Origin of the sequence: Enterobacter cloacae complex sp. 6730903 (genome assembly GCF_048283985.1) — a bacterium.
Taxonomy (GTDB): Bacteria; Pseudomonadota; Gammaproteobacteria; order Enterobacterales; family Enterobacteriaceae; genus Enterobacter; species Enterobacter hormaechei_C.
Map to the genome: position 1 here is coordinate 10,997 of NZ_JBLVXX010000009.1, position 26,196 is coordinate 37,192.

General features: G+C 56.4%; 25 protein-coding genes. 16 read left to right on the forward strand and 9 right to left on the reverse strand.

The annotated features are described in order from the left end of the window. Window positions 1–155: 155 nt before the first annotated feature. A complete protein-coding gene (gene rlmG, locus ACNQ0W_RS06535; RefSeq protein WP_062933394.1) occupies window positions 156–1,292 on the reverse strand; it encodes a 23S rRNA (guanine(1835)-N(2))-methyltransferase RlmG in 1,137 nt (378 codons plus the stop codon). Between the two features lie 83 nt (window positions 1,293–1,375). Between rlmG and ACNQ0W_RS06540 the strand changes: the two genes are divergently transcribed. From ACNQ0W_RS06540 to sstT, 4 genes are all read left to right on the forward strand, one after another. Continuing rightward, a complete protein-coding gene (locus ACNQ0W_RS06540) occupies window positions 1,376–1,879 on the forward strand; it encodes a YgjP-like metallopeptidase domain-containing protein (protein WP_032655191.1) in 504 nt (167 codons plus the stop codon). Between the two features lie 70 nt (window positions 1,880–1,949). After that, window positions 1,950–2,948 carry a Gfo/Idh/MocA family protein gene (locus ACNQ0W_RS06545; RefSeq protein WP_003862623.1) on the forward strand — a complete coding sequence of 333 codons (999 nt, stop codon included), beginning with the start codon at window positions 1,950–1,952 and terminating at the stop codon, window positions 2,946–2,948. 251 nt (window positions 2,949–3,199) lie between these two features. Next, the gene (locus ACNQ0W_RS06550) at window positions 3,200–4,165 is read left to right on the forward strand and encodes a TerC family protein (protein ID WP_017382424.1); all 966 of its coding nucleotides are present in this window, start codon (window positions 3,200–3,202) and stop codon (window positions 4,163–4,165) included. Window positions 4,166–4,439: 274 nt separating this feature from the next. Then, on the forward strand, window positions 4,440–5,681 hold the full coding sequence (gene sstT / locus ACNQ0W_RS06555) for a serine/threonine transporter SstT (protein ID WP_062933395.1): 1,242 nt from the start codon (window positions 4,440–4,442) through the stop codon (window positions 5,679–5,681). A 92-nt stretch (window positions 5,682–5,773) separates the two neighbouring features. Here the strand turns inward: sstT and ACNQ0W_RS06560 are convergent, their stop codons facing one another. Both ACNQ0W_RS06560 and uxaC read right to left on the reverse strand, forming a co-directional pair. After that, window positions 5,774–7,261, reverse strand: coding sequence for a UxaA family hydrolase (locus ACNQ0W_RS06560; protein ID WP_062933396.1), 1,488 nt, complete (start codon window positions 7,259–7,261; stop codon window positions 5,774–5,776). 17 nt (window positions 7,262–7,278) lie between these two features. Beyond that, window positions 7,279–8,691, reverse strand: coding sequence for a glucuronate isomerase (gene uxaC, locus ACNQ0W_RS06565; RefSeq protein WP_062933397.1), 1,413 nt, complete (start codon window positions 8,689–8,691; stop codon window positions 7,279–7,281). 475 nt (window positions 8,692–9,166) lie between these two features. Between uxaC and ACNQ0W_RS06570 the strand changes: the two genes are divergently transcribed. The 11 genes from ACNQ0W_RS06570 (at window position 9,167) to ACNQ0W_RS06620 (ending at window position 16,548) form a co-directional block, all read left to right on the forward strand. Beyond that, window positions 9,167–10,465: an MFS transporter gene (locus tag ACNQ0W_RS06570; protein ID WP_003862634.1), complete on the forward strand. Its 1,299-nt coding sequence runs from the start codon at window positions 9,167–9,169 to the stop codon at window positions 10,463–10,465. Window positions 10,466–10,662: 197 nt separating this feature from the next. Then, window positions 10,663–11,439, forward strand: a complete 777-nt coding sequence (exuR, locus tag ACNQ0W_RS06575; RefSeq protein WP_003862635.1) for a transcriptional regulator ExuR — start codon at window positions 10,663–10,665, stop codon at window positions 11,437–11,439. Between the two features lie 342 nt (window positions 11,440–11,781). After that, the gene (yqjA, locus tag ACNQ0W_RS06580; protein ID WP_003862638.1) at window positions 11,782–12,444 is read left to right on the forward strand and encodes a DedA family general envelope maintenance protein YqjA; all 663 of its coding nucleotides are present in this window, start codon (window positions 11,782–11,784) and stop codon (window positions 12,442–12,444) included. A gap of 2 nt (window positions 12,445–12,446) precedes the next feature. Then, window positions 12,447–12,830 (forward strand): EnvZ/OmpR regulon moderator MzrA, encoded by a 384-nt coding sequence (gene mzrA, locus ACNQ0W_RS06585; RefSeq protein ID WP_003862640.1) that lies wholly within the window; start codon window positions 12,447–12,449, stop codon window positions 12,828–12,830. 143 nt (window positions 12,831–12,973) lie between these two features. Then, a complete protein-coding gene (locus ACNQ0W_RS06590; RefSeq protein ID WP_047051210.1) occupies window positions 12,974–13,342 on the forward strand; it encodes a DUF1090 domain-containing protein in 369 nt (122 codons plus the stop codon). 29 nt (window positions 13,343–13,371) lie between these two features. Next, window positions 13,372–13,677 (forward strand): DUF883 family protein, encoded by a 306-nt coding sequence (locus tag ACNQ0W_RS06595; protein WP_003862645.1) that lies wholly within the window; start codon window positions 13,372–13,374, stop codon window positions 13,675–13,677. A gap of 2 nt (window positions 13,678–13,679) precedes the next feature. After that, on the forward strand, window positions 13,680–14,078 hold the full coding sequence (locus ACNQ0W_RS06600; RefSeq protein ID WP_003862647.1) for a phage holin family protein: 399 nt from the start codon (window positions 13,680–13,682) through the stop codon (window positions 14,076–14,078). Then, window positions 14,075–14,371: a YqjK-like family protein gene (locus ACNQ0W_RS06605; protein WP_003862649.1), complete on the forward strand. Its 297-nt coding sequence runs from the start codon at window positions 14,075–14,077 to the stop codon at window positions 14,369–14,371. Before ACNQ0W_RS06600 ends, ACNQ0W_RS06605 begins: the two co-directional genes overlap by 4 nt. Window positions 14,372–14,624: 253 nt before the next feature. Further along, window positions 14,625–15,017, forward strand: a complete 393-nt coding sequence (locus ACNQ0W_RS06610) for a DoxX family protein (RefSeq protein ID WP_045141796.1) — start codon at window positions 14,625–14,627, stop codon at window positions 15,015–15,017. A 72-nt stretch (window positions 15,018–15,089) separates the two neighbouring features. Further along, window positions 15,090–16,076 (forward strand): glutathione S-transferase family protein, encoded by a 987-nt coding sequence (locus ACNQ0W_RS06615; protein WP_003862653.1) that lies wholly within the window; start codon window positions 15,090–15,092, stop codon window positions 16,074–16,076. 106 nt (window positions 16,077–16,182) lie between these two features. Continuing rightward, the gene (locus ACNQ0W_RS06620; RefSeq protein WP_000384149.1) at window positions 16,183–16,548 is read left to right on the forward strand and encodes a DUF805 domain-containing protein; all 366 of its coding nucleotides are present in this window, start codon (window positions 16,183–16,185) and stop codon (window positions 16,546–16,548) included. Between the two features lie 38 nt (window positions 16,549–16,586). Here the strand turns inward: ACNQ0W_RS06620 and yhaJ are convergent, their stop codons facing one another. Then, on the reverse strand, window positions 16,587–17,489 hold the full coding sequence (yhaJ, locus tag ACNQ0W_RS06625) for a DNA-binding transcriptional regulator YhaJ (protein WP_003862655.1): 903 nt from the start codon (window positions 17,487–17,489) through the stop codon (window positions 16,587–16,589). Between the two features lie 104 nt (window positions 17,490–17,593). Here yhaJ and ACNQ0W_RS06630 point away from each other — a divergent pair, with 104 nt between their 5' ends. After that, window positions 17,594–18,295 carry a pirin family protein gene (locus ACNQ0W_RS06630; protein ID WP_062933398.1) on the forward strand — a complete coding sequence of 234 codons (702 nt, stop codon included), beginning with the start codon at window positions 17,594–17,596 and terminating at the stop codon, window positions 18,293–18,295. Between the two features lie 80 nt (window positions 18,296–18,375). Here the strand turns inward: ACNQ0W_RS06630 and ACNQ0W_RS06635 are convergent, their stop codons facing one another. From ACNQ0W_RS06635 to tdcC, 5 genes are all read right to left on the reverse strand, one after another. Continuing rightward, window positions 18,376–19,680: a serine dehydratase subunit alpha family protein gene (locus tag ACNQ0W_RS06635; RefSeq protein WP_062933399.1), complete on the reverse strand. Its 1,305-nt coding sequence runs from the start codon at window positions 19,678–19,680 to the stop codon at window positions 18,376–18,378. 20 nt (window positions 19,681–19,700) lie between these two features. Further along, complete coding sequence (locus ACNQ0W_RS06640) at window positions 19,701–21,032, reverse strand: amino acid permease (protein WP_062933400.1); 1,332 nt, start codon at window positions 21,030–21,032, stop codon at window positions 19,701–19,703. Between the two features lie 274 nt (window positions 21,033–21,306). Next, window positions 21,307–23,601, reverse strand: a complete 2,295-nt coding sequence (gene pflB, locus ACNQ0W_RS06645) for a formate C-acetyltransferase (RefSeq protein ID WP_417933176.1) — start codon at window positions 23,599–23,601, stop codon at window positions 21,307–21,309. A gap of 15 nt (window positions 23,602–23,616) precedes the next feature. Next, window positions 23,617–24,825 carry a propionate kinase gene (gene tdcD, locus ACNQ0W_RS06650; protein WP_062933401.1) on the reverse strand — a complete coding sequence of 403 codons (1,209 nt, stop codon included), beginning with the start codon at window positions 24,823–24,825 and terminating at the stop codon, window positions 23,617–23,619. Between the two features lie 30 nt (window positions 24,826–24,855). After that, complete coding sequence (gene tdcC / locus ACNQ0W_RS06655) at window positions 24,856–26,187, reverse strand: threonine/serine transporter TdcC (RefSeq protein WP_006812083.1); 1,332 nt, start codon at window positions 26,185–26,187, stop codon at window positions 24,856–24,858. Window positions 26,188–26,196: the final 9 nt, after the last annotated feature.

Here is a 26,196-nt window from a genome sequence, read left to right on the forward strand (position 1 = left end):
CCGAGGTTAGTCGTCGGCAGCGTCAGATGTGTATAAGAGACAGTCGCTTACCGGGCCAACGGGTCCGAGGCCATTGTAGGCCCGGTAAGCGAAGCGCCACCGGGCATTTGAAACCGTAGGCCTGTACAAGCGAAGCGCCGCCAGGCAAAGCGATCTTACCGACGACGCCCCAGCTTCACCGATTTCAGCACCACGAATTTGTTATTGGTGGCAATGGTGACGCAGTTGCCGAAAATCTTCTTCAGCTTGTGGAAGTAGTCCAGGTGGCGGTTGGCCACGATATACAGCTCGCCGTTGATTTTCAGGCAGCGGCGCGCGTGGTGGAACATCTCCCACGCGACGTTATCCGTCAGGGCGTGCTTCTGGTGGAACGGCGGGTTACAGAATACTGCGTTGAAGCGGAAAGGCTCCACGCCCGACAGCGCGTTATTGATCATAAATTCGCAGCGATCCAGCGCTTCAGGCAGGTTGGTTTCCACGTTCAGACGGCTGGACGCTACCGCCATTGGCGATTCGTCGCTGAACACCACGCTGGCCTCCGGGTTCTTCGCCAGCAGCGTCAGGCCAATCACGCCGTTACCGCAGCCGAGATCCACGATTTCCCCTTCCAGGTTTTCCGGCAGATGTTCCATAAAGAAGCGTGCGCCGATATCCAGACCGGTACGGGAGAAAACGTTCGCGTGGTTGTGGATAGTCCAGTCGGTGCCTTCCAGTTTCCAGCTCAGCGTTTCTGGCGCGTCGGCCAGCGCCGGTGCGCTGAAGGTACAGTTGATCAGGCGCGCTTTCTTCCAGGCAAGCGTCGTGGTGGTCGGGCCGAGCACTTTCTCGAACAATTCCAGCGTCGAGGTGTGAATATCGCGCGCTTTGGCGCCCGCGATGATGCGCGTATCCGGCGTCACGACCTTACGCAGCGCGCGAAGCTGCTGCTCCAGCAGCGCCATGGTTTTGGGCACTTTAATCAGCACCACGCCCGGCGCCTGCGGGTAGTCCGCGGTGCTGTCGAGGAACTTCACGCTGGATTCTTCGATATCGTTGTGACGCAGGTTTTCACGCGTCGCCAGCTCGCTTAAGTAAGAATCACCGATACTGTAAGGCGCATGTTCCGCCAGCGCGCAGGCCAGCGCGCCAAACGCGTCATTCAGGATCAGAACCGGGCCGCGGATTTCAGTCCCATCCAACTGTTGCAGCAGATATTCATCCGCCGCTTCCCACGCCTGAAGCGGGTTAACGTCGTCCGTTTCCGGGAAACGTTTAAGGTTGAGTGAACGGAAACCGTTGTCTAAGTGGCTCATCGGCCCTCCTGAATGGTAAAATTTGGCGTATCCCTGAAAAGGGTGCGTGAGTATACCCGTTTTATTGTCGATTTGGGGCGTTGATGAACCAACTTACTTATCTCCAGGGCTACCCGGAACATTTACTTTCCCAGGTTCGTGACCTGATTGCCGGGGGAAAGCTCGGCGCGGTGCTGGAAAAACGCTACCCGGGCACGCATGATTTCGCGACTGACAAAGCCCTCTGGCAGTATACGCAGGATCTGAAAAACCAGTATCTGAAGAGCGCCCCGCCGATCAACAAGGTGATGTACGACAACAAGATCCACGTGCTGAAAAACGCGCTCGGCCTGCATACCGCCATCTCCCGCGTACAGGGCGGCAAACTGAAGGCCAAAGCGGAGATCCGCGTCGCGACCGTCTTTCGCAATGCGCCGGAAGCCTTTCTGCGGATGATCGTGGTGCACGAGCTGGCGCACCTGAAAGAGAAAGAGCACGACAAAGCGTTCTACTCCCTGTGCTGCCATATGGAGCCGCAGTACCACCAGCTGGAGTTTGATACCCGTTTGTGGCTGACGCATTTATCGTTAAAGAGTAATGCGCAGTAGCGCACGCGAAATGTCATGATGACGTGCTACAGTGGCTTTAGGTTCCCTGCTACGGAGTACGTAAACGTTTATGATACGTTTCGCAGTCATCGGTACGAACTGGATCACGCGCCAGTTCGTCGACGCCGCCCACGAAACCGGCAAATATAAGCTCACCGCAGTCTATTCCCGCAGCCTTGAGCAGGCGCAGAGTTTTGCGAATGACTACCTGGTTGAACATCTGTTCACCTCGCTCGATGAGATGGCGCAAAGCGACGCCATTGACGCGGTCTATATCGCCAGCCCGAATTCTCTGCACTTCCCACAAACGAAGCTGTTCCTCAGCCACAAAAAGCATGTGATCTGCGAGAAGCCGCTGGCCTCGAATATTGAGGAAGTGGAAGCCGCCATTGCGCTTGCCCGCGAAAACCAGGTGGTGCTGTTTGAAGCATTCAAAACCGCCAGCCTGCCGAACTTCCTGCTGTTGCAGCAGTCCCTGCCGAAAATTGGCAAAGTGCGTAAAGCCTTTATCAACTACTGCCAGTATTCCTCGCGCTACCAGCGCTACCTGGACGGCGAAAACCCGAACACCTTTAACCCGGCCTTCTCGAATGGCTCAATTATGGATATCGGTTTTTACTGCCTGGCCTCTGCGGTCGCCCTGTGGGGTGAACCGCACGGCGTAACGGCCACCGCCAGCCTGCTGGAGAGCGGCGTGGATGCACACGGCGTTGTGGTGCTGGACTACGGTGATTTCAGCGTGACGTTGCAGCACTCGAAGGTCAGTGACTCCGTACTGCCAAGCGAAATTCAGGGCGAAGACGGCTCGCTGGTGATCGAAAAAATCTCCGAATGCCAGAAGCTGAGCATTGTTCCGCGCGGCGGCAAAGCGCAGGAGCTGACGCAGCCTCAGCATATTAACACTATGCTCTATGAGGCAGAGGTCTTCGCCCGTCTGGTAGAAGACAACGAAGTGAACCACCCGGGGCTGGCGATCAGCCGCACCACGGCGAAGCTGCAAACGGAGATCCGCCGACAGACTGGCGTGATTTTCCCCGCAGACGGCGTGAATGTGGAAGCCGTCGCGTAAAGCTGTGTAATGAAATCGTGCAGACCATTGACGAAACCGATGGTCTGACATAATTTGTTACCTGCAAAGGGGAGTAACTTCTTCGCCGGTGGATCGTCATTACGATGCGTGCAAAACCGCATCCGGTCGCCGGGCAACCTTCGTGGTTGTAAGTGAGACCTTGCCGGAAGGCGAGGTCTATGCATAAAAAGCTAACGGCTATCGTCTTCTGACCATAGCCGTTTTTGTTTTTTATGTGTAAGGAAAATAGTATGCATTCTGTCGGCACTCCAATGCTGTGGGGCGGATTCGCGGTTGTCGTGCTCATCATGCTGGCAATCGACCTCTTTTTGCAGGGCCGTCGCGGCGAGCACGGCATGAGCGTTAAGCAGGCCGCCGTCTGGTCGCTGGTATGGGTTACCCTCTCACTTCTCTTCTGCGCCGCCTTCTGGTGGTATCTGGCCTCAACCGAAGGCCGCGCGGTGGCCGATCCTCAGGCACTCGCCTTCCTCACCGGCTATCTGATTGAAAAAGCGCTGGCGGTTGATAACGTCTTCGTCTGGCTGATGCTGTTCAGCTACTTCGCCGTGCCTGCGGCTCTGCAACGCCGCGTGCTGGTGTACGGCGTGCTGGGCGCTATTGTCCTGCGTACCATCATGATCTTCGCCGGTAGCTGGCTGATTACCCAGTTCGAATGGCTGCTGTATGTGTTTGGTGCGTTCCTGCTGTTCACCGGGGTCAAAATGGCGCTGGCGAAAGAAGACGACACCGGTATCGGTGATAAGCCGCTGGTGAAGTGGATCCGGGGTCATCTGCGCATGACGGACAAGATCGAGAGCGAGCATTTCTTCGTGCGTAAGAACGGCCTGCTGTTCGCCACCCCGCTGCTGCTGGTGCTGATTCTGGTCGAGCTGAGCGACGTGATTTTCGCGGTGGACAGTATCCCGGCTATCTTCGCGGTCACTACCGACCCGTTCATCGTTCTGACCTCGAACCTGTTCGCCATCCTCGGCCTGCGTGCGATGTACTTCCTGCTGGCGGGCGCGGCAGAGCGCTTCTCAATGCTGAAGTACGGCCTGTCGGTGATCCTGGTGTTTATCGGTATTAAGATGCTGATCGTTGATTTCTACCACATCCCGATCGCCATTTCGCTCGGCGTGGTGTTTGGCATTCTGCTGGTGACGCTGATTATCAATACCTGGGTTAACCGCCAGCACGATAAGAAGCAGCAGGCTTAGTGCAACGTTCGGTGCGGGCTGATGCCCTCACCCCAACCCTCTCCCACAGGGAGAGGGGGAAATGCAATGCAGGCCGGGTAAGCGCAGCGCCACCCGGCACTTTCGTTAACCAATAGTTAAAAAACATGACGCAACACGTAAAATCCAGCATTTTACGCTTCCCTCCTTTCACGCATTCCCTATACTCGACCAGGCAAACATTTACTTACATCCGGAAATAAATGTGACTTAGAGCACATCCAGGATGGAACGCAATTTCACTCAGGAATAACGTATGAGCACACAATCACGCGGTCTGTTCGCGCGCCTGGCGCAGGGCAGTCTTGTAAAACAAATTCTGGTCGGGTTGGTACTGGGTATTCTGCTGGCGATGGTGTCAAAACCTGCTGCGGAGGCCACGGGGCTGCTCGGCACCCTTTTCGTTGGCGCACTGAAGGCCGTCGCCCCGGTACTGGTGCTGATGCTGGTGATGGCGTCGATTGCCAACCACCAGCACGGACAAAAAACCAACATTCGCCCTATTCTGTTCCTGTATCTTCTGGGAACCTTCTCTGCTGCCTTAACGGCCGTGGTGTTTAGCTTCCTGTTCCCGTCCACGCTGCACCTGACCAGCGCGGCCGGTGATATCACCCCGCCGTCCGGGATTGTGGAAGTGCTTCGCGGTCTGCTGATGAGCATGGTCTCTAACCCTGTCACCGCGCTGATGAACGGAAACTACATCGGCATCCTGGTCTGGGCGATTGGTCTGGGCTTCGCGCTGCGTCACGGCAACGAGACCACGAAAAACCTGGTCAACGATTTGTCCAACGCCGTGACCTTCATGGTGAAGCTGGTGATTCGCTTTGCACCAGTCGGTATTTTCGGCCTGGTTTCTTCGACGCTGGCCACCACCGGTTTCGACGCACTGTGGGGCTACGCGCAGCTGCTGGTCGTGCTGGTCGGCTGTATGCTGCTGGTGGCGCTGGTGATCAACCCGCTGCTGGTGTTCTGGCAGATCCGCCGCAACCCGTATCCGCTGGTGCTGACCTGCCTGCGTGAAAGCGGCGTGTATGCCTTCTTCACCCGCAGCTCGGCGGCAAACATTCCGGTCAACATGGCGCTGGCGGAGAAGCTGAATCTGGATCGCGATACCTATTCGGTGTCGATTCCTCTGGGTGCAACCGTGAACATGGCAGGTGCGGCGATCACCATCACCGTGCTGACGCTGGCGGCGGTCCATACGCTGGGTATTCCGGTGGATCTGCCAACCGCGCTGCTGCTGAGCGTCGTTGCATCACTGTGTGCCTGTGGCGCATCCGGCGTGGCGGGCGGCTCGCTGCTGCTGATCCCGCTGGCCTGTAACATGTTCGGTATCCCGAACGAGATTGCCATGCAGGTTGTCGCGGTCGGCTTCATTATCGGCGTATTGCAGGATTCCTGCGAAACCGCGCTGAACTCCTCTACCGACGTGCTGTTTACCGCAGCGGCCTGTCAGGCGGAAGACGCACGTTTAGCGAAGAACGCCCTGCGAGGTTAACAGCAAAACGGCAACCCTAAGGTTGCCGTTTTTAGTGTTTGTACCCTCTCCCCGTGGGAGAGGGCCAGGGTGAGGGCACCAGACCGCACCGATTACAGCGTCACACCACTCTTAAAGATCGCCAGCTCGCGGAAGTCGTTCTTCTCGTTGCAGGTCTGCCTGCCGCTGGCAAATTCCACAATCGTGTCCACAAATTCGCTCAGCAGCTGCGGCATCGCTTTGCCGTGGATCAGCTGGCCGGCATCAAAGTCGATCCAGTGCTTTTTCTTCGCCGCCAGTTCGCTGTTAGTGGCGATTTTTACCGTTGGCACAAATCCGCCGTACGGCGTGCCGCGCCCGGTACTGAACAGCACCATGTGACAGCCCGCGCCCGCCAGCGCACTGGTGGCGACCGCATCGTTGCCCGGTGCGCTCAGCAGGTTCAGACCGTGCGTTTTCAGCCGTTCACCGTAGCGCAGCACGTCCACCACCTGGCTGGCGCCCGCTTTCTGGGTGCAGCCCAGGGATTTCTCTTCCAGCGTGGTGATCCCGCCCGCCTTGTTGCCCGGCGACGGGTTCTCGTAAATCGGCTGGTTATGGGCGATAAAGTAATGTTTGAAGTCGTTGACCATGGTGACGGTCTTCTCAAACGTCTCTTCGTCACGGCAGTGGCTCATCAGAATGCGCTCTGCGCCGAACATCTCCGGCACTTCGGTCAGCACCGTGGTGCCGCCGTTGGCGATGACGTAATCTGAGAAGCGGCCCAGCATCGGGTTAGCGGTAATACCGGAAAGCCCGTCAGACCCGCCGCACTCCAGGCCAAACTTCAGTTCACTCAGCTTGCCCGGCTCGCGCTTGTCGTGACGCATCACCTCATACAGCTGGTGCAGCTGTTCAACGCCTGCTTCCACTTCGTCGTCCTGGTGCTGACACACCATAAAGTGCACGCGCTCAGGATCGAACTCGCCCAGCGTGTCGCGGAAGGCGTCGACCTGATTGTTTTCACAGCCGAGGCCAATCACCAGCACCGCCCCCGCGTTCGGGTGGCGTACCATATTTTGCAGCATGGTGCGGGTATTGATGTGGTCGTCGCCCAGCTGGGAACAACCATAGGTGTGGCTGAACAGATGCACGCCGTCGGTGCCTTCAGCATTGTTAGTCTCTTTCAGGAAACGCGTCTGAATTTGACGCGCGATCCCGTTCACGCAGCCGACGGTCGGGAGGATCCACAGTTCATTGCGGATCCCCACCTCCCCGCTGGCGCGGCGGTAGATCTGCACCTCACGATCGGCCGCCTGTCCTTCTTCTGGCTGGAAGTCAGGTTGATAGCTGTACTCGTCCAGATCGCTGAGATTGGTGCGGGTATTGTGGGAATGAATGTATTCACCCGGCGCAATATCCGCCAGCGCATGAGCGATGGGCAAACCGTACTTCACCACGTTCTCCCCTTTCGCGATGGGGATCAGGGCAAACTTATGTCCACGTCCAATGGCCTGGCGTAACGTCACCGACTGGTTGTCGAAGGTCACTTCCGTCCCTTCGGCTAAATCGGCCAGCGCGACGGCAACGTTATCCAGCGAATGGATTTTGATGTATTGCATATCAACCTCAAACGGCCTTAGTTCAGTTCAATGGCGAAGTAGTCACGCGCATTGTTAAAGCAGATGTTTCTCACCATTTCGCCCAGCAGCTGGATATCCGCTGGCGCTTCGCCCGCGTGCACCCAGCGGCCAATCATCTGGCACAGAATGCGGCGGAAATATTCATGGCGGGTATAGGAGAGGAAACTGCGGCTGTCGGTCAGCATGCCAACGAAGCGGCTCAGCAGGCCGAGCTGCGCCAGCTGCGTCATCTGACGCTCCATGCCGTCTTTCTGATCGTTAAACCACCAGCCGGAACCGAACTGCATCTTGCCCGGCATCCCTTCGCCCTGGAAGTTGCCGATCATGGTGCCCAGCACTTCGTTATCGCGCGGGTTCAGGCAGTACAGAATGGTTTTTGGCAGCAGGTTTTGCTCGTTCTGTTTGCTCAGCAGTTTTGACAGCTCTTCCGCCATCGGACGGTCGTTGATGGAGTCAAAGCCTACGTCCGCGCCCAGCAGTTTGAACTGACGCTGGTTGTTATTACGCAGCGCGCCGATGTGATACTGCTGAACCCAGCCGCGACGGGCATATTCCGCACCGAGGAACACCAGCACCGCGGTTTTAAACTGCGCCACTTCGTGCTCGCTCAGGGCTTCGCCGGAGAGACGACGCGCCAGAATGCTGTCCAGCTCAGCTTCGCTGGATTCCGCGAACAGCACTACGTCCAGCGCGTGGTCAGACACTTTACAGCCGTGTGCGGCAAAGTGATCCAGACGTTTGGTCAGCGCGGTTTGCAGATCGGAAAAACGACGGATATCGGTATCAGACACTTCCGCCAGCTTCGCCATGTAGTCGTTAAAGGTCGGCAGCTCGATGTTGAAGGCTTTATCCGGGCGCCAGCTTGGCAGCACTTTGATGTCAAACGTGCTGTCCTTCGCGACAACCGCGTGGTGCTCCAGAGAGTCGACAGGATCGTCGGTGGTGCCCACCATCTTCACGTTCATCTGCTTCATGATACCGCGCGCCGAGAAGCTATCCTGCGCCAGCAGTTCGTTGCACTGATCCCAGATTTCATCCGCCGTGGCGGGAGAGAGCAGCTTGCCGGTGATACCAAACGGACGACGCAGTTCGAGGTGCGTCCAGTGGTATAACGGGTTACCGATGGTGTGGGGAACGGTAGCCGCCCAGGCGTCAAACTTCTCGCGATCGGTAGCGTCGCCGGTACACAGGCGCTCGGCCACGCCGTTGGTGCGCATTGCGCGCCACTTATAGTGGTCACCCTTCAGCCAGATATCATACAGGTTTTTGAAACGGTAATTTTCGGCAACCTGCTGCGGCGGTAAATGGCAGTGGTAGTCGAAAATCGGCTGGTCTTTTGCGTAGTCGTGGTACAGGCGGCGAGCAAATTCGGTATCTAACAGAAAATCGTCGGTCATAAACGGTGTCATTATCGTCTTCCTCATTACGGGAGCGTCAGAAAGCTTATGTTCAGATGCTGCAAAGTTATCACACCAATTTCCAGAGTCCGACGTTTTTTTCGTGAGTTAGATCAATAAACGTCGACAAATAAATTACCCTCAAAGGGGTAAACCCTCACGCAGGCCGCGCCAGTTCTGGCTTTGCGCGCGCCGCATAATGTCCCTACAAAGATTCACACTTTTGTGATGTCACTCACCTTTTAAAGTTGTATGACAAGTTATCTTTTCGCCGTCGCAAACTATAAGCCGACGGAATGCATTACCGGTGTTTGATACATCGGATTTAACGGTACGGAAGCCGACTTAGCACGATTACTTATGGCAAGGTTCGGGCCGTTCCGGGACAGGTTCCCGGTTACGCCCCTCCCGTTACAGAACAGCTCCCGGCAACGGTTGAGTTGTTGCCGTGTCCCGACACGGAAATAACATAACGATGAGGTTTTACATGCGTAAAATTAAAGGGTTACGTTGGTACATGATCGCACTGGTGACGCTCGGCACCGTGCTGGGCTACCTGACACGTAACACCGTGGCAGCAGCGGCGCCAACGTTGATGGAAGAGTTACATATCTCCACGCAGCAATACTCTTACATCATTGCGGCTTACTCTGCCGCTTACACCGTAATGCAGCCTGTTGCAGGTTATGTTCTTGATATTCTGGGTACAAAAATTGGTTATGCCTTCTTCGCTGTAGCCTGGGCCGTCTTCTGTGGGGCGACCGCGCTGGCCGGCAGCTGGGGCGGACTGGCGCTGGCGCGTGGTGCGGTTGGTGCTGCCGAAGCGGCGATGATCCCCGCAGGTCTGAAAGCCAGCTCTGAATGGTTCCCGGCAAAAGAACGTTCAATCGCTGTCGGTTACTTCAACGTGGGCTCCTCCATCGGGGCGATGATTGCTCCGCCACTGGTGGTGTGGGCGATTGTGATGCACAGCTGGCAGATGGCGTTCATCATCTCCGGTGTGCTGAGCTTTGCCTGGGCCATGGCGTGGCTGATCTTCTATAAACACCCGCGCGACCAGAAAAAGCTGTCTGACGAAGAACGTGACTACATCATTAATGGTCAGGAATCCCAGCATCAGACCGACAACGGCAAAAAGATGTCCGTCTGGCAGATCCTGGGCACCCGTCAGTTCTGGGGTATCGCCCTGCCACGCTTCCTGGCAGAACCGGCCTGGGGGACATTTAACGCCTGGATCCCGCTGTTCATGTTTAAAGTTTACGGCTTTAACCTGAAAGAGATCGCGATGTTCGCCTGGATGCCAATGCTGTTTGCAGACCTGGGCTGTATCGTCGGCGGCTACCTGCCACCGCTGTTCCAGCGCTGGTTTGGCGTGAACCTGATTGTGTCCCGTAAGATGGTGGTCACCATGGGCGCCCTGCTGATGATCGGCCCGGGCATGATCGGCCTGTTCACCAGCCCTTACGTGGCTATCGCCCTGTTGTGTATCGGGGGCTTTGCTCACCAGTCTCTGTCCGGTGCGCTGATTACGCTCTCTTCCGACGTGTTTGGTCGTAACGAAGTCGCTACCGCCAACGGCCTGACCGGGATGGCCGCCTGGACCGCAAGTACCCTGTTTGCGCTGGTGGTCGGCGCGCTGGCGGATACGATTGGTTTCAGCCCGCTGTTCGCGGTACTGGCTGTCTTCGACCTGTTGGGTGCGGTGGTTATCTGGACGGTGCTGAAAAGTAAATCCGCCGATGAACTGGCGAAAGAGTCCCTTGGGGGACCGGCGACGCAGAGTTAGCGTTGTTGTGCCAGGTGGCGGCTCCGCCTTACCCGGCCTACAAAATCCAATAAAATCGTAGGCCGGGTAAGCGCAGCGCCACCCGGCAAAATCTTCTCAAAAGCCGCCTCCGGGCGGCTTTTTTCATGGCGAAATCTGGAGAGTGGAACGCAAAAGTGGTATAACAAATCATTCGCCGTACCCTGCCTGGAGCGCATATGGAAATCACCGAATCACGTCGTTTATATCAACAACTTGCCGCCGAGCTGAAAGATCGCATCGAGCAAGGGGTCTATCTTGTCGGTGATAAACTTCCCGCTGAGCGTTTCATTGCGGATGAAAAAAGCGTCAGCCGCACGGTGGTCCGCGAAGCCATCATCATGCTGGAAGTGGAAGGGTATGTTGAGGTACGCAAAGGATCCGGCATTCATGTGATTTCCAGCCAGGCGAAACACTCCCCCACCCCGGACGAAAGTCTGGAATTTGCCAGCTACGGTCCGTTTGAGCTTCTTCAGGCTCGCCAGCTGATTGAAAGCAACATTGCGGAATTTGCTGCGACGCAGGTGACCAAGCAGGACATCATGAAGCTGATGGAAATCCAGGATCATGCGCGTAAAGAAAAATGTTTCCGCGATTCCGAATGGGACCTGCAATTCCACGTCCAGGTCGCCCTTGCGACTCAGAACACGGCGCTGGCGGCAATCGTTGAAAAAATGTGGACTCAGCGCGTTCACAACCCGTACTGGAAGAAATTGCACGATCACATTGATTCCCGCACGGTGGATAACTGGTGTGACGATCACGACCAGATTCTTAAGGCCCTGATTCGTAAAGATCCGCATGCGGCGAAACTGGCAATGTGGCAGCACCTGGAGAACACTAAACAGATGCTGTTTAATGAAACAAGTGATGACTTTGAATTTAACGCTGACCGCTATCTTTTTGCCGATAATCCGGTCGTTCACCTCGATACCGCGACCAATCTCGCAAAATAATCCCCCGAACGGCTGGCAGGCGCACCGCCGCGCCTTCCGGCCAGACAGGGTAAGAAAACCTCTATAGTGTCAGCCTTTGTAAAATTTCTCGCTCCCCTCCGTGGCTTACGCCAAAATCGTGTTTCCCCTCAAATTCTGTGACGCAGAACGTCGGGCTTTGTTACAATTGGATTCACTTCGTTATTTTGTAAGTTAGTGCTTGCTAACCAGCCAATTAACAGGGAACAGTGTTGGCCACACATCAATGTGTCCGCGAGCGACCATAATGAAATCATAACAATGTCGCCGTGCTGTATTTCCCGAATTACAGGCGTGACGTTAACCGATTTCCAGGAACACTGAATGGAACTTTTGACCCAACTACTGAACGCCCTCTGGGCTCAGGATTTCGAAACGCTGGCCAACCCGTCCATGATTGGCATGCTCTACTTTGTATTATTTATGATCCTGTTCCTTGAGAACGGTCTGCTGCCTGCTGCCTTTTTACCCGGCGACAGCCTGCTGGTGCTGGTCGGGGTGCTCTGTGCAAAAGGGGCGATGGCTTTCCCGCAAACGGTCCTGCTGTTGACCATTGCCGCCAGCCTGGGCTGCTGGGTGAGTTACATTCAGGGACGATGGCTGGGCAACACGCGAATCGTTCAGAACTGGCTTTCGCACCTTCCGGCACATTACCACCAGCGGGCGCACCACCTTTTCCATAAGCATGGGCTTTCCGCCTTGCTGATCGGTCGCTTTATCGCATTCGTACGCACCCTGCTGCCCACCATTGCGGGCCTGTCCGGCTTGAGCAGCACGCGCTTCCAGTTCTTTAACTGGATGAGCGGCTTGCTGTGGGTGCTGATCCTGACCACGCTCGGCTACGCGCTGGGTAAAACGCCGGTCTTTATGAAATACGAAGACCAGTTGATGTCTTGCCTGATGCTGCTGCCCGTCGTTCTGCTGGTGTTTGGCCTGGTCGGGTCCCTGGTCGTACTGTGGAAGAAGAAATACGGAGCCAGGGGTTAACGATGGTTATCTCCCCGCTCGCGCTGCGCCGCTTCTCTTACGCCATCGTCGCGCTGATGATGTTCAGCGCTCTTATCCTGCTGTGGTCTGCGCTACAGCATCAGGAGTCGACGCTGGCTATCCGTCCTGTGAGCCAGGGAACCAGCGTGCCGGATGGTTTTTCCATCTGGCATCATCTGGACGCGAACGGGATCCGCTTTAAGAGCATCACGCCGCAAGACGATGTGCTGCTGATAAAATTTGACTCCAGTGCGCAAAGCGCCGCGGCGAAAGCCGTGCTGGACCGCACGCTGCCGCAGGGTTACATCATTGCGCAACAGGATGATGACAGCCACGTCGCCTCCTGGATGTCACGGTTACGCGACACGTCGCATCGATTTGGTTAACGACTAATATTCCGAATATTTTCACCTACTTTGGTGAAACTCCCGTTTACTTACTATGCTTAAGTACGCGGAGCACCCCTCAGATGTTCTCCGCTTTGTTCTGGAACACGGCTTACGCCGTAACACAATGGAAGGTTTCTATAATGAAATACCGCATCACTCTGGCTCTGGCCCTTTTTTCTTTAAGCACAGCTTCCTTCGCTATGTCTCTTTGTCAGGAGAAAGAACAGGATATCCAACGCGAAATCAGTTATGCCGAAAAGCATAACAATCAGCATCGGATCGACGGGCTGAAAAAAGCGTTGAGCGAAGTGAAAGACAACTGTACGGACAGCAAGCTGCGTGCCGATCATCAGAAAAAAATCGCTGAACAGAAGGACGAGATAGCCGAGCGCCGTCAAGACCTTCAGGAAGCGAAAGCTAAAGGTGATGCGGAAAAAATTGCCAAGCGCGAGAGGAAGTTGCAAGAGGCGCAGGACGAACTGAAAGCGCTGGAAGCTCGCGATTATTGAGTTAACGGAAATCTCAACAGGAGAGAATCATGTCAAAAGATACAACTTCAGAAAATCTGCGCGCTGAACTGAAATCCCTGGCGGACACCCTGGAAGAGGTGCTGAACTCTTCTGCCGATAAATCGAAAGAAGAAGTAAGCAAACTGCGCAGCAAAGCGGAGCAGGCACTGAAAGAGAGCCGTTACCGTCTGGGTGAAACCGGTGATGCGCTGGCGAAACAGACCCGCGAAGCGGCAGCGCGCGCAGACGAATATGTACGTGATAATCCATGGACGGGTGTGGGTATTGGCGCCGCCGTGGGTGTGGTGCTGGGTGTCCTGCTGACGCGTCGTTGATTATGGAAGATCCACGTCACGCACAAGGGCCTGCTAAAAACGTCCTCGGCATCGGCCAGCGTATTCTGACAACGCTGGTCGGGATTGCCGAAACGCGCGTCCGGCTTGCGGTAGTGGAGCTGGAAGAGGAGAAAGCCAACCTCTTCCAGATGCTGCTCATGCTAGGGCTTACGATGCTCTTTGCCGCGTTTGGTCTGATGAGCCTGATGGTGTTAATCATCTGGGCTATCGATCCCCAATATCGTCTGAACGCGATGATTGCGACTACCGTGGTTCTGCTGGTGGCGGCGCTGATAGGCGGTATCTGGACCCTGCATAAAGCGCGCACGTCGACCTTCCTGCGCCATACGCGCCAGGAGCTGGCCAACGACCGCGCCCTGCTGGAGGATGATAAGTCGTGAGCGACAAAGCCGAACGTCAAAAGCGGAAAGCGTATCTGTTGAGCCAAATCCAGCAGCAGCGGCTGGATCTGTCTGCCAGCCGTCGAGACTGGGTTGAAGCCACGCATCGGTTTGACCGCGGCTGGAACACGGTCCTGAGCCTGCGCTCATGGGCGCTGGTCGGCAGCAGCGTGATGGCGATCTGGTCGGTTCGGCATCCTAACATGCTGATCCGCTGGGCACGCCGCGGCTTTGGCGCCTGGAGCGCATGGCGTCTGGTGAAAACCACGCTGCGACAGCAGCAGTTGCGGTGATAAAAGTAAAACGGTAACCCTGGTTACCGTTTTTTGTTTTTGCCCCCTCTCCCTGTGGGAGAGGGATGGGGTGAGGGCACCAGCCCGCACGCTCCCTTACTCAATATCTTTGAAGAAGATTGACAGTTTTCCTTGCTAACAATTACCACCCGCCCCGTTTACACTCCTCTCCATCGACAGCAAAGACGCGGTATCTACCCGAATTTGCACACAAATAACGTTTAGCCGCTGATGTGGTTTCCTGGAGAGTAAAATGAAAAAATTAGAAGATGTTGGTGTACTGGTAGCACGTATTCTGATGCCTGTTCTGTTCATCACCGCAGGCTGGGGCAAAATTACCGGCTATGCGGGCACTCAGCAGTATATGGAAGCGATGGGCGTGCCGGGGTTTCTGCTGCCACTGACCATTCTGCTTGAGTTCGGCGGCGGCCTGGCAGTCCTGTTCGGCTTCCTGACCCGCACCACGGCGCTGTTCACCGCAGGCTTTACCCTGCTGACTGCGTTCATCTTCCACAGCAACTTTGCGGAAGGCGTGAACTCCCTGATGTTCATGAAAAACCTGACCATCGCGGGTGGCTTCCTGCTGCTGGCTATCATGGGTCCGGGCGCCTACAGCATCGACCGTCTTCTGAATAAGAAGTGGTAAGCAGGCTATACTGATTACATTCAAAGCGAGGAGACATCTCCTCGCTTTTGCTATCTGACGGAGGAGTAAAAAATGGGACAACTCGTAGACGGCGTCTGGCAGGATGTCTGGTATGACACCAAATCCACCGGTGGACGCTTTAAGCGCTCTGTTTCGGCCTTCCGTAACTGGCTGACCGCCGACGGCGCACCCGGCCCGAGTGGCGAAGGGGGCTTTGCGGCGGAAAAAGATCGTTATCATCTGTATGTTTCTCTCGCCTGTCCGTGGGCGCACCGCACGCTGATTGTGCGCAAACTTAAAGGTCTCGAATCGTTAATTCCGGTTTCGGTGGTTAACCCGCTGATGCTGGAAAACGGCTGGACGTTCGACAGTGACTTCCCGGCCGCGACGGGGGATGAGCTTTATCATCACGATTTCCTGTATCAGCTCTATCTGCGCGCCGATCCGCACTACACCGGGCGCGTAACGGTGCCTGTGCTGTGGGACAAGAAAAACCAGACGATCGTCAGCAATGAATCCGCTGAAATCATTCGCATGTTCAATACCGCGTTTGACGCGCACGGTGCCCGCGCCGGGGATTATTACCCGGTTGAGCTGCGCGAGAAAATTGACGAGCTGAACGGCTGGATCTACGACAACGTCAACAACGGCGTCTATAAAGCAGGCTTTGCCACCAGTCAGGAAGCGTACGACGAAGCGGTCGGCAACGTGTTTGGATCCCTGGAGCGCCTGGAGCAGATCCTCGGCCAGCATCGTTATTTAACGGGCGATCGCCTCACCGAAGCAGACATCCGCCTGTGGACGACGCTGATCCGCTTTGATCCGGTATATGTCACCCACTTCAAGTGCGACAAGCACCGCATCAGTGATTACCTGAACCTGCACGGTTTCCTGCGCGACATCTATCAGATGCCAGGGATTGCGGAGACGGTCAATTTTGACCATATTCGCACCCACTATTTCCGCAGTCATAAGACCATCAACCCAACGGGCATTATCTCCATTGGCCCGTGGCAGGACCTGGATGAACCGCACGGGCGCGACGTGCGTTTCGGATAATTATTTAGGGAATCAATTGATTCCCTTTTTTAATTCACGGCATACATCTATCCTTACCTCGATCGCTTAGAAAACAAGTGATTGACTGATTAAGAGGCAAGGAAAAATGGACTGGTATTTAAAGGTACTGCGCAACTATTTTGGTTTTGGTGGCCGCGCCCGCCGCAAAGAGTACTGGATGTTCGTTCTGGTGAACTTCGTCCTGATTATGGTGCTGGGCATTGTGGACAAGATCCTCGGCTGGGAACGCGAGGGGGGTGAAGGCATTCTCACCACCATTTATGGTGTGTTAGTTCTGCTGCCTTCATGGGCCGTACTGTTTCGTCGTCTCCACGACACCGATCGTTCGGCGTGGTGGCTGCTGTTGCTGTTGATCCCGCTTATCGGCTGGATCGTGATTTTGATTTTCAACTGTCAGAGCGGAACGCCGGGCGAAAACCGCTTTGGTCCGGATCCTAAAGCAAGCGCGTAAATTCTGCCCGGTGGCGCTTACGCTTACCGGGCCTACGCTTATTTGTTGTGGTGGGCAAAGAGCTTGGGAATTTCACGCAAACACCATGATTTGGCTTCGCCCATGCTGTCACGACGCCACGCCATAATGATATCCACTTCGCTGGTGTATTCCGGGCTGACGACGCGCAGCCGCCCTTCTGCAATGTCCTTTTCGACAAACGGGTACGGCATCGTCGCCACGCCCAGCCCCGCCAGGAGCGCCTGCCGTTTGTCTTCCAGCGACGTTACCGTCAGTCGCGGCTGTTTATCCAGCAACTGTACCGTTAACACCGGGCGCTCTCGGGCGGTATCCGCGACCGCCACGCCGCGGTATTTCACGCGCGTGACCTCAGAGAGCGGCTCCGGCTCCTGATGGATCGGGTGATCCGGGGCGGCGACGTAGACGTTCATCACGCTGTACAGTTTGCGCGAATTGATTTCTGACGATGAGCGGAAATGCATGTCCGGCGCAATGACGATATCCGCCCTGCCCGTCTCAAGACGCTCCCACGCCCCGGCCAGCACCTCGGTGATGATCGACAGCTGGGTATTGGCTTTCGCGGCCAGTCTGTCCACCAGCGGGAACAGCGCCTCGGTGGGCACCAGCGCTTCGGTCACTAACGTCAGATGGGTTTCCCAGCCGCGGGCCAGCGCTTCGGCATCGGTCGTCAGCTTATCCGCCGCTTCCAGCAGCACACGACCGCGCTCCAGCAGCATCCGCCCAACGTTAGTGAATTTTGTTCGATGACCGGAACGATCGAAGAGCACAACATCCAGCTCCTCTTCCAGTTTTTGCATGGTATAGCTCAGGGCAGACGGAACGCGCCCCAGTTCATCTGCCGCCGCGGCAAAACTGCCGCGCCTGTCAATCGCGTCCATGACGCGAAGCGCCTCAAGCGTCAATGCTCTCTCTTTAGCCATCTCGTTCTCATTCAGGAAATTTGAACATACCAGGCAGAATATCTGGCTAACAATGCAGCGTCCATACCTTTACCATTGATTTAGTGTAAAGAGAGGTCAAGTTTATGATTACGACAAGAACAGCGAAACAGTGCGGACAAGCCGATTTCGGTTGGTTGCAGGCCCGCTACACCTTTTCCTTTGGACACTACTTTGACCCTAAACTCCTCGGTTACGCTTCACTGCGCGTATTGAATCAGGAAGTGCTCGCCCCGGGCGCGTCCTTCCAGCCGCGCACGTACCCTAAAGTCGATATCCTGAACCTGATCCTGGAAGGCGAGGCAGAATACCGCGATAGCGAGGGCAATCATGTCCAGGCGAAGGCTGGCGAGGCGCTGTTAATTTCCACGCAGCCAGGTATTAGCTACAGCGAGCATAACCTCAGCAAAGAAAAAACGCTGACCCGCATGCAGCTGTGGCTGGATGCCTGTCCGGAGCGGGAAAATCCGCTGGTGCAAAAGATCGATCTGAAGGGCGATCAACAGCAGCTGATTGCCTCGCCAGACGGCAGCAAAGGCAGCTTGCAGTTACGCCAGCAGGTGTGGCTGCACCATATCGAACTGAAAAAAGGTGAACAGGCGAGCTTCCAGCTTCATGGCCCGCGAGCCTATTTGCAGTCGATTCACGGAACGGTGCATGCGGTCACGCATACGGAAGAGAAAGAAGCGCTCACCTGCGGTGACGGGGCGTTTATTCGTGATGAAGCGAATATCACCCTGGTGGCCGATACGCCGCTGCGCGCGCTGCTGATTGATTTGCCGGTTTAAGATCAACACGCCCCCTCGCTCGATCGGTTCCCTCTCCCTGTGGGAGAGGGTTAGGGTGAGGGGTAACGGGTTGGATTAAATCACAACACCTTACTCGCCATAATCTCAATGATCTGTCGGTCCGTCGCCTGCATTGAGCGGCACGCCAGGGCGCACAGGTTAGAGATAGACTGTTCCACGTCGTGCGCCACAATCCCCTCGTTACCCGTCACCGCAGTATCATCCAGCGCCATCATCACGGCTTTCCAGGCGCTGGTGACGCTGGTCGAGACCTTCATTGCGCAGCTGTTAGAAGCCCCATCGCAGATCATCCCGCTCACGTCGCCGATCATACTGCCGATCGCCATGGCAATAGTCTGGTAAGAACCGCCCATCAGCCACGCCATCCCCGCCGCAGCCCCCATTCCGGCGGTTGTCGCCGCGCACAACGCGGACAACCGCGGAAGCTGGTAATGGATATAGATCGCCGACAGATGCGAGAGCATCAGCGCCCGCGCCAGCCGTTCGTCATCGGCCTGAACGTGCTCAGCCACCACCACCACCGGCATGGTGGCGGTGATGCCCTGATTCCCGGAACCCGAGTTGCTCATCGCCGGCAGCGTCGCGCCTCCCATGCGGGCATCCGAGGCTGCGCTGGTGCGGATCACAATGTCTGACCCCAGATCCTGCGCCATCCAGCCGCGTGCACGCTGTTTATTGAGCGTCGCACCAATGTGCAGCCCCCAGTTGCCACGCAAACCTTCTCGGGAAAGCGCATCGTTCAGCCGCCCCGCATCAAGAATAAAGCGGATCGCGTCGAACGGCACCTGCTCTACAAACTCAAGGATCTGCGACAGCGTGGTGGTCGAGAGTACCGCCAGCGGATCGTCGTTGTTCTGGCTCTGACGATCGTCAAGCCTGAAGCGCGTTTCGCCCTGACAAACTACCTCCACCACGCGAGTGTGTCCGCCAGCGATGGTCACCATCGCCGAGGATTCACCGACGTAAACGCAGGCGCGTGAATAGAGGATCTCCTCGCACGGCTCCTGCAATTTCACCTGCACCAGACCCGCGTTCAGCAGTGCTTTGGCGCGCGTTAGCGCCTCGGCCGACGCGTCTTTCAACACCTCCAGCCCGGCGTGGGCATTACCGCCTGTCGCCCCCAGCGCGGCCGCGATGGGTAAACCGACCATACCGGTGCCGGGCACCGTTACGCCAAGCCCGTTTTTCATCAGGTTCGGCGATACCCACGCCTCGATACGCGTCACCTCACCGGAAAGCTGTCCGGCAGCCATCGCGCACGCCAGCGCCAGCGAGACGGGTTCGGTACAGCCCAGCGCAGGCTTTACCTCTTCCTGCACGGCGCGAATAAAATGGTTCCATAAAGGATTAATTTGCTCAGACATCGTTACGACCTTATTTAACCTCATGAGAAGGCGAGGAAAGGAGAAACACAAAGCAGCAGCCCGGTAATCACAATAATCACCAGCGATACGCCTTTATATTTATGAAGTGCGGGCACTTTGTAGACCAGCCACGCCGGAATTAAGCAACCCACCATCCCGAAAATAGGGCTACAGATGGAGGTGAAGCTCAGCACCGGCGCGTTTAACACAATCGCGCTCCAGGCCAGCAGGATAGCGAACAGCATAATCCCGAGCTGGACGGCATTTTCATTGATTTTCTCCGCCGGCATTTTGCGGCGCAGGATGTTCATCACGATGCCCTGCGTCGCCTCACGAAAGCCGAGATAGACGCCAAAGAACGCGGTCATCACGGCAAAAATATTGAGGATCACGCTGACGATTTTGACCCAGCCCGCACCGTCACCGCTGATGAACTGTGCTGCGATAGCCAGGGCGGAAATATTCTGCTCGTAGGCTTTTACCGCCTCGTCGTGCCCCATCGCCAGCGTGAAGGAGACCGCGTAGAAAAAGACCGTCACAAACAGCACGCCAAAGGCGATATTCATTGCCCGCAGCGCTTTATGACGCGCCACCTCTACGGATTTTTCCCGTGAACGATAGGAAATCACCATCGGGCTTAATGTCTGAATAAACAGAATGGAGGTTAAGGTGAAAGGCAGCGTAATAATGGCGTTTTTAATCAGCAGGCCCATCGGCGGCAGCATACCGACGTTGGCTAAATGCCAGAGGCCAATCATCGAAAGCCCCAGCGCCGCCACCACAAATAATTTGGTCAGCACCATCAGGCTGGAGACTTTAAACAGCAGTTTTTCACCGCGCGACGATATGGCGACCAGAATGCAGATCAGGAATAAGCCGTAGAACGGATTTTCCGACAGCAAACCGTGGGTTACGCCGAAGGTGTGCAAATAGGAGGCGCTGTCGTTGGTGATAGCCGTGGAATAGACAAACATCCAGATCACCAGCATCACGAAATAAAGCGCACCCAATAAGATGCCCCAGTTTTTACCTAAATAACCGCTAATGACGCTCGGGTAATCTTTGCATTCCGGTGATTCCGCCAGCGTATTAATAAACAGGCGCTGGAACAGGTACATAGCCGGATAACCAATTATCGACGAGAGTAAAAATACCCACAGCCCCATTAACCCAACCTGCACCGGAAGAAAAACAATACCCGCGCCGATAGCCATCCCGATACTCATGATGACCCAGCCCGTATCGGTGCTGTCGAATTTGATCGCCTCTCGCCATTCGCTTTCGCTCATTCCCGCCCGCCTTGCCGCAGGGGAATCACTCACAATCACACTGCTGTTTGTTGCCATATTCATTGGGCACTCGCTTATTTTGTAGGGTAACTGGTTGTTTTTATAAGGTTCCGATCGCCAGCGATTGCGAGTCAGAAGGTACAGGTGTGAGTTATTGATATGGGAAGATCATATCCGGAGCGCGGGAGAAAAAAGTCACAAGTTTTATAGGGATTTTCTAAAGCGAGAGAAAAATATCACTTCGGGATAGCAGAAAGGAGAATAAGTTTTCTAAAATTGATGGCGTTCACAAAATTAAAAGCCTCCCCACTTGAGGAGGCTGAAGATGAAGCCTGTATTACATCGCCTGCGTAAACGTCCTCGAAATCACGTCCTGCTGCTGCTCGCGCGTCAGAGCGTTAAACCGCACCGCATAGCCTGAAACGCGGATCGTCAGGTTCGGATAATTCTCCGGATGGGCGACGGCATCCAGCAGCATCTCCCGGTTCATCACGTTGACGTTCAGGTGTTGCCCGCCCTCAATGGTCGCTTCGTGGTGGAAGTATCCGTCCAGCAGCCCGACAAGGTTGGTTTTGCGCACCGGCTCGTCCTTGCCCAGTGCCTGCGGCACGATGGAGAAGGTGTAGGAGATCCCGTCTTTGGCATAGGTGAACGGCAGCTTGGCGACCGAGGTTAACGACGCCACTGCCCCTTTTCTGTCGCGCCCGTGCATCGGGTTGGCGCCAGGCGCAAACGGCGTGCCGCCGCGACGTCCGTCCGGCGTGTTGCCGGTCTTCTGGCCGTAAACCACGTTTGAGGTGATGGTCAGGATCGACTGGGTCGGTACCGCGTTGCGGTACGTCGGCAGCGCCTGGATTTTTTTCATAAAGCGCTCAACCAGATCGCAGGCGATACTGTCCACGCGATCGTCGTTGTTGCCGTACTGCGGATAGTCGCCTTCGATGACGAAATCGACCGCCAGGCCAGTGTGGTCGCGCACCGGTTTTACCGTGGCGTACTTGATGGCCGACAGGGAATCCGCCGCCACCGACAGCCCGGCAATGCCGCAGGCCATGGTGCGGTAGACGTCCCGGTCGTGCAGCGCCATCAGCGAGGCTTCGTAGCTGTATTTATCATGCATATAGTGAATGAGATTCAGCGCGCTGATGTACTGCACCGCCAGCCAGTCCATGAAGTGATCGAGGCTCGCCATTACGGTGTCGTAATCCAGTACCTCATCCAGCAGCGGCTCGGTTTTCGGCCCCACCTGGATCTTCAGCTTCTCATCCACCCCGCCGTTGATTGCGTACAGCAGCGTTTTCGCCAGGTTGGCGCGTGCGCCGAAGAACTGCATCTGCTTGCCGATCACCATCGGGCTGACGCAGCAGGCAATGGCGTAGTCGTCGCTGTTGAAGTCGGCGCGCATCAGATCGTCGTTCTCGTATTGCTGCGAGGAGGTGACGATCGACACCTGCGCGGCGTATTTCTTGAACGCGATCGGCAGTTGTTCGGACCAGAGGATCGTCAGGTTTGGCTCCGGCGCAGGCCCCATGGTGTGCAGGGTATGCAGGTAGCGGAAGCTGTTTTTGGTCACCAGCGTACGGCCATCCAGCCCCATGCCGCCAATCACTTCCGTGGCCCAGATCGGATCGCCGGAGAAGAGCGTATCGAACTCCGGCGTGCGCAGGAAGCGTACCATGCGGATCTTCATGATGAAGTGGTCGATCAGCTCCTGGGCCTGCACCTCATTCAGCCTTCCTGCCTGCATGTCGCGTTCAATGTAGATATCAAGGAACGAAGCCGTGCGCCCCAGCGACATCGCCCCGCCGTTCTGGGATTTCACTGCGGCAAGGTAGGCAAAGTAGACCCACTGCACCGCTTCCTGCGCATTCATCGCCGGACGTGAAATATCAAAGCCATAGTTCGCCGCCATCTGCTGGATCTGGAGCAACGCCCGTTTATGCTCCGCCAGCTCCTCGCGCAGGCGGATCGTTGCCTCCAGATCTTCTCCGCGCTCCAGTTTCCCCTGGAGATCGGCGAACTGAAGTTCACGCTCGCGCACCAGATAGCTGATGCCGTACAGCGCCACGCGACGGTAGTCGCCGATGATGCGTCCGCGCCCGTAGCCGTCCGGCAGACCGGTCAGCACCCCCGATTTGCGGCAGCGCATCATCTCCGGGGAGTAAACGTCAAACACGCCCTGGTTGTGGGTTTTGCGCAGGTCGGTAAAGAGATATTCAAACTGCGGATCCATCTCGCGACCGTAGGCTTCGAACGAACTGCGGATCATATTGATCCCGCCGTACGGATGCAGGGCGCGCTTGAGCGGCTTGTCGGTTTGCAGACCGACGATCGTCTCCAGCTCCTGATCAATATAGCCCGGCCCGTGCGCGGTAATGGTGGTGGCGATGTTGGTGTCAAAATCCACCGGAGCGTGAGTGGCATTCTCCTGACGAATGCCGACCATCACCTTCTGCCACAGCGCCGTCGTTGCTGGCGTCGCCTGCGCGAGGAAAGCTTCATCGCCTTCATAAGGGGTGTAGTTATGCTGAATAAAATCGCGCACGTTAATGGCGTTTTTCCATTCTTCACCGCGAAACCCGGCCCATGCATCGCTGTAAGGCGCGACGCCCGTATCGATTGTTACTTTCATCAGATTCTCGCTTTATCAGGCGTAAGCCGCAGCCGGAGTAACCTTCCCAAGACGGAGGGCATCCAGCGCGATCATTTTTTCTTCATTGGTAGGGATCACCGCGCAGGCCGCGCGGGACGACTCGGTGGAGATCACGCGCTCGCCCGCGCTGCCCGGCAGGGCATTTTTGGACTCGTCGAGGATGATGCCAAACACCTTAAGATGCTCCACCACCAGCGCGCGGATAAGCACGGAGTTCTCACCGATCCCCCCGGTAAACACCACGCCATCCAGACGGTGCAGGGACGCGGCATGACCGGCGATATGTCGTGCAATCCGGTGGACAAAGGTCTTTATTGCCAGCCGCGCCCGCTCGTTGCCGTCATGCCAGGCTTTCTCGAGCGCGCGCAAATCGGAGGAGATGCCGGAGATCCCCAGCAGCCCCGACTCTTTGTTTACCACACGCTCCAGATCCTCGAATGACTGACCGGTCTGCCGGGCAATCCACGCCATCGCGCCAAAATCTACGTCGCCGCAGCGCGTGCCCATCACCAGTCCTTCAAGCGGCGTCATCCCCATGGACGTGTCCACGCTTACGCCGTTACGCACCGCGCAGATGGATGCCCCGTTGCCGAGATGGGCAATCACCAGGCCGCTGTCATCGGGAGAGAGCCCAAGAAGCGCGTGCGCCTGCGCCGACACGTAGCGGTGAGAGGTGCCGTGGAAACCGTAGCGGCGCACGCCCAGCTCATCAAAATAGCGGTACGGCAAGCCGTACAGATACGCCTGCGGCGCCATGGTCTGGTGGAAGCTGGTATCAAATACCGCCACCTGCTGCACGCCGGGGAACAGGCGCCCGGCGGCTTCCACGCCGCTCAGGTTGGCGTAGTTATGCAGCGGCGCCAGCGGGGAGACCTCGCGGATCTGCGCCATCACCTCTTCCGTGATCAGGGTCGACTCGCTGAAGAGGTCGCCGCCGTGGGCAATGCGATGGCCAATCAAGGCCACGCTGCCCATCAGGTTGCGTTTCTCCAGCTCCAGGGCGATGGCGGCCAGCGCCCCTTCGTAGTCCTGGTGAGCCAGTCTGACCGGCTCACCCCCATTGACGGAAATAAAGGCTTTTTCTGTGTTGATGCCGTCCGCAATGCCCGTCATCAGGGCATCGCAGCCTGCGGCGTCCAGCACCGAGAACTTAACAGAGGACGATCCGCAGTTAATGACCAGTACTACCGGAAACTCAATCATGGTATGGCTCCGCTCTTCCTGAGCTTTGGTTTAAAACAGTTTGTATACGATGTTCAGAATGGTCAGCAGGCCGACCACGGTTACGAAGATGTTCTCGGTCCGGCCTTTGTATTTCGCCAGCGCAGGCGCCTTGCGGATGGCGTACATCGGCAGCAGGCACAGCAGAGAGGCGATAATTGGCGCACCCATGGCTTCAATAAGGTCCAGGATGTTCGGGTTGGCGTAGGCCACAATCCAGGTGGAGCCCATGATGAAGACCATGCTGATGGTGTTCAGCTTGCCCACGGAGACTTTCTTCTTGTCGCCCTTGTAACCGAACTTGAGGATCAGACCGTTCAGCCCCTCCAGCGTGCCCAGATAGTGGCCGAAGAAGGATTTAAAGATAGCGACCAGCGCGATGATGGAGGCGCCGTATTCCAGCACCGTGGCGAACGTGGATTTACTGCCTGACATCGACGCGAAGTGGTTCGCCAGGTAAGAGAGCACCGGAATGTTCTGCGCTTTGGCGTCCGCCATGTTCTGCGGAGAGAGCGTAAACAGGCAGCTAAAGGCGAAGAACATCACCACCGCCACCATCAGCAGGCTGGCGCGACCGATGATTTTGGAACATTTCTGCTCGGTAAACTCTTTTCCGAACTCCGGCTCGTACTCTTCGCGCTTGGAGACCACAAACGAGGAGACGATAGGCGAGAAGTTGAAGGAGAAGACCATGATGGAGATGCCCAGCCACACCGTGACCAGAATGCCGTCATGACCGGTGAAGGCGATATCGCTCAGGTTAACCTGGTCGATCACCGCCGAGTTCCAGTACGGGATCAGCGAGAGCGAAATCAGCACCAGGCTGGCGATGAACGGGAACACCAGGTAGCTCATCACCTTCACCATCAAGTCTTTACCGAACCAGATAACAAAGGCCATCAGCAGCAGCAGGAACAGCGCCACCACGCCGCGATTCAGGGCGGGCATCTGGAGTTGGTTTTCCCAGAAGGTCATAAAGGTGTTGGTAATGGTGACGCCGTAAATCCACAGCAGCGGGCAAATGGCAAAGAAGTAGAGGAAGGTGATCACCACCCCGCCGGTCTTACCAAAATGCTCTTCCACCGTTTCGGTGATGTTGCCGGAGACGTTACTGCCGGACAAACACAGACGCGCCAGCGCGCGGTGGCAGTAAAAGGCAATCGGGAACGCGAGTACCAGCATCAGCAGGATGGGGATCAAGCCGCCAAAGCCTGCACGGATAGGGAAGAACAGCACGCCTGCGCCAATGGCGGTACCAAACAGGCCGAGCGTCCAGGTGGTATCCGATTTACGCCAGGTGGACGTTTTTGTCTGGCCAACGATAATGCTTTCTGTGTTGCTCATAAGTCATCC